This window comes from Siphonobacter sp. BAB-5385 (assembly GCF_002261125.1).
In the GTDB taxonomy this organism is placed as follows: Bacteria; Bacteroidota; Bacteroidia; order Cytophagales; family Spirosomataceae; genus Siphonobacter.
In genome coordinates, this window is sequence record NZ_NMPS01000103.1 from 1 (window position 1) to 12734 (window position 12734).

Genomic DNA, 12734 nt, shown 5'->3' on the forward strand with positions numbered 1-12734 from the left:
CGACAGGGCCATCATTACCCATACTTTTCTCATAACGGCGATAAGTTTAGCGAGTTAATTAATTTCCCATTCAAAAGACTCGCAAAAAAGATAAAAAAAAGTTAAGCGTCAAAACGCTTTCCGAATTCACCAGAAAATGAACATTATTTTTGCGGAATACGTTAAAATCCTAACGTACCATATCCCCGAAAAGCTCACTTTTTCTATCCTTTCTTGCGTAAAGAAACTATGCCCGAGGAGTTAACTTCCATTCAGCCAAAAAATTACCTTGGATTATCGCTGGTTTTTTTCTAGGAAATAGACTATTTTTGCACCCCGATTGCCGGACTGTAAAATTCCCATTTCGATTGGAAGTCCTGGCAAGCAAGGGACCGGTACGGAAACAAACACAATCAAAAACCAATAATGGCAAGAGATTTAAAATTCACTCGAAACATTGGTATTGCCGCCCACATTGACGCAGGGAAAACGACTACTACGGAGCGTATTCTTTACTATGCGGGTGTTAGCCACAAGATCGGTGAAGTACACGATGGTGCTGCTACCATGGACTGGATGGAGCAGGAGCAGGAGCGTGGTATTACGATTACTTCAGCTGCTACCACAGTAAACTGGAAGTACCGTGATCACTCTTATCACATCAACATCATTGATACTCCGGGTCACGTTGACTTTACGGTAGAAGTAAACCGTTCGTTACGCGTACTCGACGGCTTAGTGTTCCTGTTTAGCTCAGTAGATGGCGTTGAGCCTCAGTCTGAGACGAACTGGCGTCTGGCTGATAACTACAAAGTTCCCCGGATCGGTTTCGTTAACAAAATGGACCGTTCAGGTGCTGACTTCCTGAATGTAGTAAAGCAAGTAAAAGAAATGCTGGGTAGCAATGCAGTACCCCTGCAATTGCCTATCGGTGCTGAAGATAACTTCCGTGGTGTTGTTGACTTAGTAAACTTCCGTGGTCTGATCTGGAACGAGGCTGACAAAGGTATGACCTTTGAAGTAGTCCCCATTCCGGAAGACATGCTGGAAGAAGCTACGGAATACCGCGAAAAATTACTCGAAGCGGTAGCTGATTACGATGAAACCCTGATGGAAAAATACTTCGAAGATCCTGAGTCGATCTCTGAAGATGAAATCCTGAATGCACTTCGTCGGGCTACCATTGAAATGAAAATCGTACCGATGTTGTGCGGTTCTTCATTCAAGAACAAAGGCGTACAAACGATGCTTGACTATGTGATGGCTCTGATGCCTTCGCCGCTGGACAAAGAAGCTATCGTAGGTACGAACCCTAACACGGATGCAGAAGTAGTTCGTCATCCAACGGAGTCTGATCCATTCGCGGGTCTGGCCTTCAAAATTGCTACCGATCCCTACGTAGGTCGTCTGTGCTTCGTACGGGCGTACTCAGGGGTACTGGAAGCTGGTTCTTACGTTTTGAATACCCGTTCAGGTAACAAAGAGCGTATCTCCCGTATCTTCCAGATGCACGCAAACAAACAGAACTCGATCGACCGCTTAGCGGCTGGTGACATCGGAGCTGTGGTTGGTTTCAAAGACATCAAAACGGGAGATACCCTGTCAGATGAGAAGAACCCCATCGTTCTGGAATCGATGGATTTCCCAGATCCCGTTATCGGTTACGCAATCGAGCCGAAGAAATCAGCTGATCAGGATAACTTCTCGAAAGCGATTACGAAACTGATCGAAGAAGATCCGACGTTGAAAGTTGAAACCAACGAAGAAACGGGTCAGACGATTATGCGTGGTATGGGTGAGCTTCACCTGGAAATCATCATCGACCGGATGCGTCGTGAGTTCAAGGTTGAAGTAAACCAGGGTGCTCCGCAGGTTGCTTACAAAGAAGCCCTGACGAAGAATGCCGAACACCGTGAGGTTTACAAGAAACAAACGGGTGGTCGCGGTAAATTCGCCGATATCGTATTCGAAATCGGACCCCGCGAAGATGGTAAGCCTGGTCTGGAATTCGTGAACGAAATCGTAGGTGGTACGATTCCTCGCGAATTTATTCCTGCCATCCAGAAAGGTTTCGACGAGGCTATGAAAAATGGTCCTCTCGCCGGATACCAGATGGATTCCATGAAGGTTCGTTTATTCCACGGTTCTTTCCACGATGTCGATTCAGATTCACTGTCCTTCGAAATGGCTGCCCGTCTGGGTTACAAAGAAGCCGCTCGTATGGCTGGTGCAAAACTGATGGAACCCATCATGGCCGTTGAAGTACTGACGCCGGATGAATACACGGGACCGATCACGGGTGACTTGAACCGTCGTCGTGGTATCATGAAAGGTATGGATACCCGTAACGGTGCTCAAGTAATCAAGGCTGATGTACCTCTGTCAGAACTGTTCGGTTACGTAACGGATCTGCGTACGATGTCTTCAGGTCGTGCTACGGCTAACTTGACCTTCTCTCACTACGAGTTCGTTCCGCAAAACATTGCTGAAGACGTAGTGAAGAAAGCGAAAGGATTATAATACGTTTTCAGTTTAGGATTTTCGGTTTTCAGATTCTTCTTACAGTGACTGAAAACCGAAAACTCAAAACGGTAAACTTTAAAGACTTCCCTGCCGGAGTAAATGGTTCTTTCGGTGATGGGTATGCGGAGACGCAATTTTTTAAACGAACCAGTTATTAACTCTGATGAGCCAAAAAATTCGCATTAAGCTCAAGTCATTTGACCACAACCTGGTGGACAAATCGGCTGAACGCATCGTGAAAGCCGTAAAGGCTACGGGTGCTGTGGTAAGTGGTCCTATCCCCTTGCCAACTGACAAGCAAATCTATACCGTACTGCGTTCACCGCACGTAAACAAAAAGGCTCGGGAGCAATTCCAGCTTTGCACCTACAAACGTTTGGTTGACATTTACTCAACGTCAGCTAAAACGGTAGACGCCCTGATGAAATTAGAACTTCCCTCAGGTGTTGACGTGGAAATCAAAGTTTAAGTAGCTTTAAGTATTAAAAAAGCCCGTATTCGAAAGAAGACGGGCTTTTTTAATACCATACTAAACGTACTATTTTTCATCCTCAAGATGATTTTCTTTTGTACGACAATAAATGACAGAGAGTATATGTTTAAAACCTTAGCTATTATCGACGGTGAAAGAAGCAAACATATTATTGTTTAACTACATCGTCGACACTGACATTAGGAGGCATCTGCTGGTAAGGCAATCTATAGCAAGGGTCAGTATATTCATAAATCCGCCAGAATTGCCAGGGCTTGATTTGAAAGTTTCGGTAAAGAACAGTATCCTCAGGATGTCGTTTTTTATAGGCTTCAAATTGCGATAAAACATCTTCAGAACCTTTTCGTCCCCAAATAGAAAACCCACCTTTCTGGCTGATATAATGATAATCAGGATTCATCATGCTTAGATTACCCGTAAAGAAAGAGATAAAAAAACTAACGATAGGAATATTGGAAACACTGACAATAAGTAGAATAGAAATAATCCAGAAGATGATTTTTTTCTTTTTCATCGTAGTGATCGTTAGTACCTCTGCGGTTCGATTTTAGCCGCAGAGGTATGGATTACTATTTGATTACATCATCTACACTGACATTAGGGGGTAATTCTCGATAGGGTAATCGATAAGGAGGGTCAGTATATTCGTAGATTCTCCAGAATTGCCAGGGCTTGATTTGAAAGTTTCTATAAAGAATAGTATCCTCAGGATGGCGTTTTTTGTAGGCTTCAAACTGGGAAACGATATCTTCGTATCCATTTCTTGCCCATACAGAAAACCCTCCTTTCTCACTAGTGAAGTGAAAACTTGCCCGTTTAAAATAGATGTTACCGGTATAGATAGAAATGAATAGACTGACTATGGGAATATTACAAATGCCCACGAAGAGTATAAGGATGATACTCCAGGTAATAACTTTTTTTTTCTTTTGCATCGCTAATTGCAATTAGTAGTAGAAGGAGATGTTAATCCGTTGCCCGTAGTAAGTTTGTTACCATAAGTTGAAGATTTTTCTCTTAAATCTTGTCCCAAATCGGCTGGGTTTTTACCTTGCCCTAAAGGCCCTATCCAGCCAGAACCTGCGGGTAATGAGATATAAGGAGAGAGTAAGCTATAGGCAAACGTTGTGCAGTTATTGTCAACTAAATTGTAGGCAGGTGTATCTAGATTTTTGAGAAAATAAATGACGTCCTTAAACTGACTGGCTGTCATATCTACTTTAAGCGAAACATCGTATTCAGTAGCTCCGTCATCGCCCCAAGCCCCTGCGGTGTAAATACCTGTCATAGCTGTCAACTCGCTCTGGACATAAAATCCAGTAACTACTCTTATAATTTCCCCAGTATTAGAATCATATCGTTCTAGCCCCAAATAAGTATGACCAGGCATTCGATCTGAATAAGAGTGCTTAACTTTGTCTCTTGTACCAGCTTGGGGTTGATCTACATATAACGTAACGGAATATTTGTAATTACTACCTGAAGGGATCGTTACAAAGCAATTTAGCTTTTGTTTCAGGTTCAAAGGTTTACCAGGGCCTAGTACTTTGTAATTTTGTAAAAACTTTTGTTCTTCTAGAGTTAAATCTGGGGCGGGACCAGCATCACCTCCTGCATTACTGCCACTTCCGCCGGGGATGCCAGAATTCCCAGGGTTCGTATAACCTCCCGATCCGCCCGAAGAATTGTCATCACCACCCGTTTCTACACATACCGTAGTAGATTCACTCCAGCTATAGGTCCATTCGGAACAATAACCACCTGAACAAGCCTGATAGTAATAATCAATGGTATAAGTAGTACAGGTAACAGCTTGGCGGCCTGCTTTATTGATGGGCTTCATGGTCGCAACAGGCTTCCCATTCTTATAAATCGTACCTGAAAGAAGATTTTCGTTCCAGTCATAGAAAAGAATTCGTCCTCTGAAACCCTCAGGAATTTGCTTATAAAACAAATGTTGTTTCAAGAGAAAGTTTTCTGATTTTTTGAAATATTCACCTCCCGCTGAAATTTTCATGACGAAAGATTGGTAAGGTTTACCAGCGGGCTTGATAATAACCAGTTTAGTTAACAGTGAGAGCTGCGGGTTAGCTTTAATAGTCTTTAGGGGTTCCTCATTACCATGTTTTAAGGAAAGGGTCATTCCGGTATTTTTTTCATACGTGAGCGGAATTTCAAAAACTAGCGTATCCCCTAAAGTATAGGTGGTTGCTTTCGCCCATTCGGTCAGTTTGTTAAAAATGTTAAATCCTTTGTTGAGCGGTCTTGTGGCCTGATGCTGGTTTTTTTCAAACCAATCCTTTGCTTCCTGAACAGGTTTTTCGAGTGTGGATAAATCGGGATCAGTTTCTTTCTGGCAGGCAAAAGGTGTAAAAAGCAAGCCTAAAAGCAGAGCTAGGTAGAAAGTACGGGTAGTCATCATAAAGTTTTGAAGGGTTATTTAAACGCTTCAAAATTCTAGGATGACTCCAACCAATCCTTTTACAAATGTTAAATAATCACTGCCGAAACTCCGCTCGTATGCGGCTAAGGGTTACTTGAGTAATGCCCAGGTAAGAAGCAATGTAACGCAGCGAGACCCGTTGAAGAATATCGGGAAACTGACGAAGTAGAATTTAATAGCGTTGTTCAGCGGTATGAAAAGCAAAAAGCTTCATGCGTTCATCAAGACGAAGGTAATTTTCTGTAATCATCAGACGGCCTAGCCGTTCGGTTTCTGGGAAATGGGTGAATAACCAGTCAATATCTGCATTGGAAATGGAACAGATCTGGGCATCTTCCAGTATCTCGATCCAATAATCCGTTGGTTTCCCTGTGAAAAAACTATCAATGGCACTGATAATTTGACCTTCAAAACCCAACCAGGCTGTTATTTCTTGTTCATTATGGTAATAATAAACCCGACCGACGCCTTTTTCAATGAAGTGAAAATAGGGGCAAACCTCGCTTGCTCGTTGGAGAATAGTACGTTTCGGAATGTGTCGTCGCCAAGCGATCTGGTTAATGGCCTGTAAAGATTCGGTAGATAAGGGCATGAATGCTGATGCATAGTCCAGAAATGATTTCATGATAGGGGTATGGATATAAAAAGAGCCTTGTCGTCTGACAAGGCTCTAATTTATTAAAATAAGTAAATACTACTAGTAACCACCTCGAAACTTATACGTATCCGCTACCTTTTTCATCGCAACCATATACGCGGCAATCCGCATGGGGACTTTGTACTCCTGAGAGGTATTATACACCCGATCAAAAGCATCTTTCATAATCCGGTCCGAACGACGATTGATCCGGTCGAGCGTCCATTTATAGCCGATTCGGTTCTGTACCCACTCGAAGTAGGATACCGTAACGCCACCAGCATTCGCCAGAATATCGGGTACCACCAGAATGCCTTTTTCGTTAATGATTTCGTCGGCACTGGCGGAAGTAGGGCCATTAGCTCCTTCTACAATCAATTTAGCCTGAATACCGCTGGCGTTATCATCCGTAATGACATCTTCCTTCGCCGCGGGTACGAGTAAATCTACCGGCAGCGTCAAAAGTTCTTCATTGGTAATTTTCGTTGCTTCCGAAAAGCCTTCGAGCAAACCTTTATGCTGGTCGCGGTACTGCATGGCTTTCAGAATGTCGATACCGTTTTCGTTGTAATAGGCTCCGGTTACGTCACTGATGCCGAGCACTTTCACGCCACGTTCCTGCAACAGGGCCGCCGCATGGGAACCTACGTTACCGAATCCCTGAACGGCGGCCGTAGCCCGGTACGGATTGATGCGTAATTTTTCCATGGCGGCAATCGAAGCCGTCATTACCCCCCGACCCGTCGCTTCTTTCCGGCCCAGCGAACCGCCCAGAACCAAGGGTTTACCCGTGACGACTGCGTTGACCGTCATGCCGTACGATTTGGAGTATTCGTCCATCAACCACGCCATTTCGCGTTCGCTCGTACCCATATCCGGAGCTGGAATATCCCGATCCGGCCCAAAGACATCAAGCATTGCACCGGTATACGCCCGCATCAATCGCTCGATTTCACCAGTGGACATTTCGCGGGGATTACAGCGAATACCGCCTTTGGCTCCACCATAAGGTATGTCTACGACAGCACACTTCCAGGTCATCCAGGCTGCTAATGCTTTTACTTCGTCCATGTTCACATCGGGATCGAAGCGAATGCCGCCTTTGGAAGGTCCGAGAATCGTGGAGTGTACGACGCGAATTCCTTCAAAAACTTTGACGGAGCCATCGTCCATGGTTACGGGCAAGCCCACCACCACTTGTTTACGGGGTACCATCAGAATATCATACATCTCCGGAGAGATGTTCAATAATTTAAAAGCTTCATTGAAGCGTTGCTTCATGGATTCCAGCGGACTTTCGTGTTGTAAGGGTGCTGGCTCTATATACGTCATGGCTTATTCTTATTTTATTAATAAATTGGATTAAAATAATAAATATTTTCATCCGCCGCAAACTTAACAGGATTCTTTCAAGAAAAACAAACCTGTTCGGATTAGGGCTTTTAGAACTCTTAACCGTAATTTATATATTTAAAGGGAATACGGAATTGTCATTTGAAAAACGAAACGATTGCCAAAGAAATAATGCTTTTCCGCGATAAAGGAATAGAATAATTTTTTTGATCGTTTGACGGTTTCCGTAAAAAAGTTACTTTTGTTCCTTTTTTTCAGAATAGATTTTTGTGGCCGCCCCCCAGGGTAAGGGCCTGCTGGTCACTGTCCCCGTAGAAACTATTTGGTATCGATATTCGTTTATATTTCTAACAAACCCCGTGCAATATGATGTCCCCAGTAGAAGAAAAAACCCGCTATTCGGAAGAAGAGTTAAAGGAATTCGAAGAGTTGATTCAAAAGAAATTAGGTGACACCCGAACGGAGCTTAACTACATTCGGGAGGCCCTGAGCAAGCGGAATGATCCCGGTACGGACACCACTTCGGGTAATACTAAATTGCTGGAAGACGGAGCAGATACCAGTGAACGCGAAAACCTGAGTCAGCTAGCCGCTCGTTTACAGAAGTACGCGACGCAGTTGGAAAATGCACTGATTCGTATTAAAAATGGTACCTATGGCGTTTGTGTGGACACGGGTAAACTGATTCCAAAAGAGCGACTTCGGGTAGTTCCGCACACGCAGCAAACGATTGAAGCAAAACTACGGAAACAAAGCTAGCCGTACCTTTACTTTATTACAGCCGCTTTCCTTTTCCTCCTATTTATACCCTTGTATCACAAAGGCCAGTCTGCTCTGGCCTTTTTTTATGGCCTCTAGACCGTATAAAGCCGCTTTTTTAGTCAGTACTTCGTCGGGAATACCGGGCGAGTGTACGGAATCGATAAGTTCAGCGTTGTAGGGACAGGCCTTTCATTATTTTATCCTTCTTCATGCGAATTCTTTTTACGGTCGGTATGCTTTTGTGGGCTTCACTTTCCTACGCCCAGCTTTCTTTAACCCCCAGCCGGATTTTTGCTTCCGGGATCAACGTACGGGCCGAAGTGACGCCGGCGGCCTCGATCAATGATACCGCTCGTTTGGGCTATTCGCGGTTTAACGTGCAGGGAATCATTCCCATTCGGGGAGGGGCAGGGGTGAAGTTTCATAATTTCAACCTGCGTAAAATCGACGTTGAAATCAACCAGATGTTTCTGGCCATCAACGCGGGGTATCGAATGCCGAATTTCTCCTTCGATAAAAATGACCAGGGCATCTATACGGTTTCAGCAGCCATTACGGGGATCCACGCCAGCTTACGGGATAAAATTTGGGTATACGCGGTGGGTTTAGGTGTGAGTGAAACCGAAGATTTATTCAGCTTTAGTAAGGCCCGTCCGTATGGCGTAGGCGGAGCCGTGCGAGTACGCATTGCGGGTCTGCGTACGCAGTGGTTTTACGGGGGGGCGGTCGTTTTTGAACCGGGGCGTATTACGCCCATCCCCATCGGTGGTATCACGCCCGAATTGCAAAAAATACCCGCCTGACGCTCATTTTACCCTTACAGGCTTCCATTGCCCAGAAGGTTTCCAAACAGACCTGGCTCGAAGCCGGAATCGCTGCCGGTGGTTTTAATGCGGGCTATCTTACGCCTAACCTCAATCCTAATGCCATTCGACTGGCGTATCGGCAGGGGAAAGCCAGTTTTACGGTGAATTACAGTCCCATCAAACCCGTACAGCTTTCGTTTGAGGCCGGTATGACCGGCTTGCGTACGTTGAAAACCATGCGGGCTGGGGATGTACTGGAGAAATTTACGATCAACAGTAGCCCCTTTATGGCCGTATCCTGTTATTTCAATTTATCGAAATCCGTGCTTGATTCCCGGGGCTTCGGCTCAATTCTCTAGGGACACCAATTCGAGAAAAGAAAGAAAGCGATCGTTTTAAGCGGATACCATTGAGTTTATAAAAACTTCCTTCAATATTCGTTTCCTCAACGCCTGGTTTGCATGGAAACGCTTCACCTTCATACAACAGATACGACTCCTTTTGAAATTCACCCCATGTCCTGGGTGGATGAACAACGCCATGAACATACCCTGACCCCGCATCGCCACGATTACTACGTAATTATTGGCGTAACCAGTGGCCGGGGCAGTCACAATGTCGATTTCCAGCACTATGACGTGCAGCCGGGTAGCTGGTGGTTTCTTTCTCCGGGGCAGGTGCATCACCTGCAAATGGATGGGCCGCATGAAGGCTGGGTATTGAGTTTTGAGCCGGATTTTTTCTGTATATCTGAAGCTAACCGGGAGCTGCTTATTAATACAGGATTATTTCAAAACGTACTCGATTTCAAGCCCTATTTCATTCCGCCCGAGCAACTGGATTTACTGGAACCCTACCTGCAAACGCTCCAGGGTGAACACCAGCAAAAGCGTGCGTTGCGGGAGGACATGATTCGGGCCTGGCTACAACTATTTCTGATTCAGGCCTCACGCACGTTCGCTGACCAACTGGTAACGGTGTCTGAAACGTCAAAATCCGTGTGTATCGCCCGTCAATTCCAAGATTTAGTAGATCGGGATTTTACGCGGAAAACCCGCGTATCTGAGTACGCTGACCAGCTCAATATTACGCCCAGCCATTTGAATGACACGGTGAAAAAGGTAACCGGACAGCCAGCCTCCGAGCACATCAAGCAACGGGTGGTGCTGGAAGCCAAACGCCGGGCTTTTTACGGAACGACGTCCGCCAAAGAAATTGCCTACGAACTGGGTTTCGAAGATGAAGCTCACTTCTCAAAGTATTTCAAAGCCAATACGGGGCAAACGTTTACGGATTACCGTAAAGCAATCCGCAACAAATACATCGAGAAATAACTGCACTAGTTTAAAGACAGAGGTCTAAAATCAGCTGGTTTCTGAAAGATCAGTAATTCTGACAAGATATTCCGCGATTTTGACAAGTGTAAATTATATGTATATACATATATTTGTATCAACAAAAACAACAAAGACATGGCAACTCCAGCAAAATGGGTAATTGACCCTACTCACTCGGAAGTACAATTTAAAGTGAAGCACTTGGTAATCACGACTGTAACGGGTCAGTTCGGCCAGTTCAGCGGTGAAGCTACGGCCAGCGACGATTTCTCAGATGCTCAAGTACATTTCGAAGCCGAAATTGATTCCATCTCTACCAACAACGAAGCCCGTGACGGTCACCTGAAAAGTGAAGAGTTCTTTGCGGCTGATCAACACCCCAAACTGAGCTTTGTATCTACGGGCATCAGCAAAAAAGGTGATGAAGCATTTGTATTGAATGGCGATATGACGATTCGTGGCGTAACCAAACCCGTAGCTTTGGACGTAGAATACGGTGGAACGGTAGTAGATCCGTACGGACAGACGAAAGCCGGTTTTGAAGTAAAAGGTAAAATCAACCGGAAAGATTACGGTCTGACCTGGAGTGCAGTAACTGAAGCCGGTGGAGCCGTAGTAAGTGACGAAGTACGTTTAATTGCAAACGTTCAGTTCGTAAAACAAGCCTAAGTAAGTAGTCGATTTCTTCCCATTTGCCGTATATAAATTTAGCCGGGTCGTTTCTTTTCAAGGAATAGCCCGGCTTTTATGCATTACAAAAAATAGAATAATCGAAAGCTAAAGCTATGTAGGGGGGACAACATTTCAATGTTTGATCGATTTAAAGTTTGATGAGTTTAAAGTAAAAAGGGCTTGATCGCCTTGTGTACTTGTTTTAACTTCAAAGCTCATACCTGGTTAAACTTGAAACCTGAACCGCTATCAAACCCAGCCAAACCCGTAACCTAGTGGCCCGAATTTTTTATTTTAAATCTTCAATCAACCTAGCATTTAAGTATTATGAGTAATTCACGTAAAGAAGCCATACACGCGGCTATGATGGCCGTTACTCAGGAAACCCTCGACGACCTCGTCAACCAGATGGAAACGATTCGTTCCAGCGTGATTGAAGATCAGGAAGAATCGCAGAGCGAATCCTACGAATCCAATAATGAAATGTTGATGAATGATCGTCGCGACCTGGAAGGGCGGGCGGAAGTCATTCGTCGCGACCTCGCCACCCTGGATCAGATGGGTACGGAAATGCAGCACGATGCTGTACAGGTAGGCTCCGTAGTACTAACGGATCAGCGTAACTTTTACGTAAGCATCAGCCGAAACTGTGAAGTCGATGGGGTGGAATACATCGGTATTTCTACTTCAGCTCCGATTTATACGGTACTGGAAGGAAAGAAAGCCGGCGATCGCTTTGAATTTGCTGATCAGCATTATACAATCTCAGAAGTATTTTAAGTGATAGAGCGTTCTGTTAAACAGTAAACCCTGAGCAGGAAGTCCTTCGCTCAGGGTTTATTCTTTAATAGGCTACAGCAGTACCGTAACGTGCAGTTGTAACCGCTGCTTCGCCCGGCTGTCACCTCCAGAAAGATTCTGTACTAACGGTTGCTGAATAGTTGCACCGGCTACAAAGCGACCGAAGTAAGCTTCCACGCCCGCCGTAGCAAGCGTTGCGTAGCCGCCCGTCTGGGAATTACGCACGCCGTCTTTCAGGTCGCGACTGGAATACTCAGCCGTAATACCTGCATTAGGCATCAGCGTCAGTTTCTTTCCGGCACTGGTTACGTAAAAGACTGACGTTGAGCCGCTGAGCCGATTTCCGAAGCGATAGTTCTGAGCGTTGGTCGTCGTCATCCGGTAACTAACGTCCGAGTTCCAGCCCCAGGAACGGTACCGAAGGGTGTAAATCGCATTCAGCAGGAAATCCGTACTGCCCGTTCCGAGTTGAAAATTAGCATTGGCTCCCAGCGATCCATCGTTTACGAAATTCGAGCGACCTGTCGCCAGCTTTACACCACCACCCAAGAGCAGAGTATGATTCACGGCACGGTCTGTTGTGTCCATGTTTGTATTGAAAACGTTGTAATTGGCCAGTACTGTAATATCACCCAGTCCATTCAGCCGTGAAGAAGTCGCGGCGTCGGACTGGTAATTGAAATTATAGGGTATAAAGGCCAGCATCTGGATTCGCTGGGTCGGATAAAAACGTCCCCAAAGCTCCGTCGTTTGAAAGGTTTCTTTGGTACGCAGGAGTTGGGAATTCAGGTGCGAATCGTAGGTACGGTAGCGATACCGAACTCCCACAAAATTGCGATACGACTGCGGCATGATGCCGTAATAGGCGTTGCCTACGCCACAGCCGCAGATATCGCAGGCCCACGCGGGCAGTGACAGGCTCCAAAAT

At 45.3% G+C, this 12734-nt stretch carries 13 protein-coding genes; 8 read left to right on the forward strand and 5 right to left on the reverse strand.

Annotated elements, in window-relative coordinates; genetic code table 11:
• Positions 1-405: 405 nt before the first annotated feature.
• Positions 406-2499: an elongation factor G gene (gene fusA / locus BWI93_RS10595; protein ID WP_094811059.1), complete on the forward strand. Its 2094-nt coding sequence runs from the start codon at positions 406-408 to the stop codon at positions 2497-2499.
• 166 nt (positions 2500-2665) lie between these two features.
• Positions 2666-2971 carry a 30S ribosomal protein S10 gene (rpsJ, locus tag BWI93_RS10600; protein WP_094811061.1) on the forward strand — a complete coding sequence of 102 codons (306 nt, stop codon included), beginning with the start codon at positions 2666-2668 and terminating at the stop codon, positions 2969-2971.
• Positions 2972-3143: 172 nt separating this feature from the next.
• On the opposite strand, the gene BWI93_RS10605 is transcribed toward rpsJ, so the two are convergent.
• The 4 genes from BWI93_RS10605 to BWI93_RS10625 form a co-directional block, all read right to left on the reverse strand.
• A complete protein-coding gene (locus tag BWI93_RS10605; RefSeq protein WP_094811063.1) occupies positions 3144-3509 on the reverse strand; it encodes a hypothetical protein in 366 nt (121 codons plus the stop codon).
• 423 nt (positions 3510-3932) lie between these two features.
• On the reverse strand, positions 3933-5417 hold the full coding sequence (locus tag BWI93_RS10615) for a hypothetical protein (protein WP_094811067.1): 1485 nt from the start codon (positions 5415-5417) through the stop codon (positions 3933-3935).
• A 193-nt stretch (positions 5418-5610) separates the two neighbouring features.
• Positions 5611-6063, reverse strand: coding sequence for a Crp/Fnr family transcriptional regulator (locus BWI93_RS10620; protein WP_141217428.1), 453 nt, complete (start codon positions 6061-6063; stop codon positions 5611-5613).
• Positions 6064-6135: 72 nt separating this feature from the next.
• Entirely contained in the window at positions 6136-7407 is a 1272-nt protein-coding gene (locus BWI93_RS10625) for a Glu/Leu/Phe/Val dehydrogenase (RefSeq protein ID WP_176454193.1), read from the reverse strand.
• Between the two features lie 390 nt (positions 7408-7797).
• Here BWI93_RS10625 and BWI93_RS10630 point away from each other — a divergent pair, with 390 nt between their 5' ends.
• The 6 genes from BWI93_RS10630 (at position 7798) to BWI93_RS10655 (ending at position 11785) form a co-directional block, all read left to right on the forward strand.
• On the forward strand, positions 7798-8187 hold the full coding sequence (locus tag BWI93_RS10630; RefSeq protein ID WP_094811071.1) for a TraR/DksA C4-type zinc finger protein: 390 nt from the start codon (positions 7798-7800) through the stop codon (positions 8185-8187).
• 212 nt (positions 8188-8399) lie between these two features.
• Positions 8400-8993 carry a hypothetical protein gene (locus BWI93_RS10635; RefSeq protein WP_094811073.1) on the forward strand — a complete coding sequence of 198 codons (594 nt, stop codon included), beginning with the start codon at positions 8400-8402 and terminating at the stop codon, positions 8991-8993.
• A 164-nt stretch (positions 8994-9157) separates the two neighbouring features.
• Entirely contained in the window at positions 9158-9355 is a 198-nt protein-coding gene (locus BWI93_RS10640) for a hypothetical protein (protein ID WP_094811075.1), read from the forward strand.
• 102 nt (positions 9356-9457) lie between these two features.
• Positions 9458-10330: an AraC family transcriptional regulator gene (locus BWI93_RS10645; protein ID WP_094811077.1), complete on the forward strand. Its 873-nt coding sequence runs from the start codon at positions 9458-9460 to the stop codon at positions 10328-10330.
• 138 nt (positions 10331-10468) lie between these two features.
• Positions 10469-11002, forward strand: a complete 534-nt coding sequence (locus tag BWI93_RS10650; protein ID WP_094811079.1) for a YceI family protein — start codon at positions 10469-10471, stop codon at positions 11000-11002.
• 330 nt (positions 11003-11332) lie between these two features.
• Complete coding sequence (locus tag BWI93_RS10655; RefSeq protein ID WP_094811081.1) at positions 11333-11785, forward strand: hypothetical protein; 453 nt, start codon at positions 11333-11335, stop codon at positions 11783-11785.
• A 72-nt stretch (positions 11786-11857) separates the two neighbouring features.
• Here BWI93_RS10655 and BWI93_RS10660 read toward each other — a convergent pair whose 3' ends face one another.
• Entirely contained in the window at positions 11858-12658 is an 801-nt protein-coding gene (locus BWI93_RS10660; RefSeq protein ID WP_255157798.1) for a hypothetical protein, read from the reverse strand.
• Positions 12659-12734 lie beyond the last annotated feature (76 nt).

What these genes read in the sequence shown, in the direction of transcription:
- BWI93_RS10645 (WP_094811077.1), top strand. Translation starts at nt 9,458, where the DNA reads ATGGAAACGCTTCACCTTCATACAACAGATACGACTCCTTTTGAAATT.
- BWI93_RS10605 (WP_094811063.1), bottom strand. Translation starts at nt 3,509, where the DNA reads ATGAAAAAGAAAAAAATCATCTTCTGGATTATTTCTATTCTACTTATT.
- fusA (WP_094811059.1), top strand. Translation starts at nt 406, where the DNA reads ATGGCAAGAGATTTAAAATTCACTCGAAACATTGGTATTGCCGCCCAC.
- BWI93_RS10620 (WP_141217428.1), bottom strand. Translation starts at nt 6,063, where the DNA reads ATGAAATCATTTCTGGACTATGCATCAGCATTCATGCCCTTATCTACC.
- BWI93_RS10660 (WP_255157798.1), bottom strand. Translation starts at nt 12,658, where the DNA reads ATGCCGCAGTCGTATCGCAATTTTGTGGGAGTTCGGTATCGCTACCGT.
- BWI93_RS10615 (WP_094811067.1), bottom strand. Translation starts at nt 5,417, where the DNA reads ATGATGACTACCCGTACTTTCTACCTAGCTCTGCTTTTAGGCTTGCTT.
- rpsJ (WP_094811061.1), top strand. Translation starts at nt 2,666, where the DNA reads ATGAGCCAAAAAATTCGCATTAAGCTCAAGTCATTTGACCACAACCTG.
- BWI93_RS10625 (WP_176454193.1), bottom strand. Translation starts at nt 7,407, where the DNA reads ATGACGTATATAGAGCCAGCACCCTTACAACACGAAAGTCCGCTGGAA.
- BWI93_RS10655 (WP_094811081.1), top strand. Translation starts at nt 11,333, where the DNA reads ATGAGTAATTCACGTAAAGAAGCCATACACGCGGCTATGATGGCCGTT.
- BWI93_RS10635 (WP_094811073.1), top strand. Translation starts at nt 8,400, where the DNA reads ATGCGAATTCTTTTTACGGTCGGTATGCTTTTGTGGGCTTCACTTTCC.
- BWI93_RS10650 (WP_094811079.1), top strand. Translation starts at nt 10,469, where the DNA reads ATGGCAACTCCAGCAAAATGGGTAATTGACCCTACTCACTCGGAAGTA.
- BWI93_RS10630 (WP_094811071.1), top strand. Translation starts at nt 7,798, where the DNA reads ATGTCCCCAGTAGAAGAAAAAACCCGCTATTCGGAAGAAGAGTTAAAG.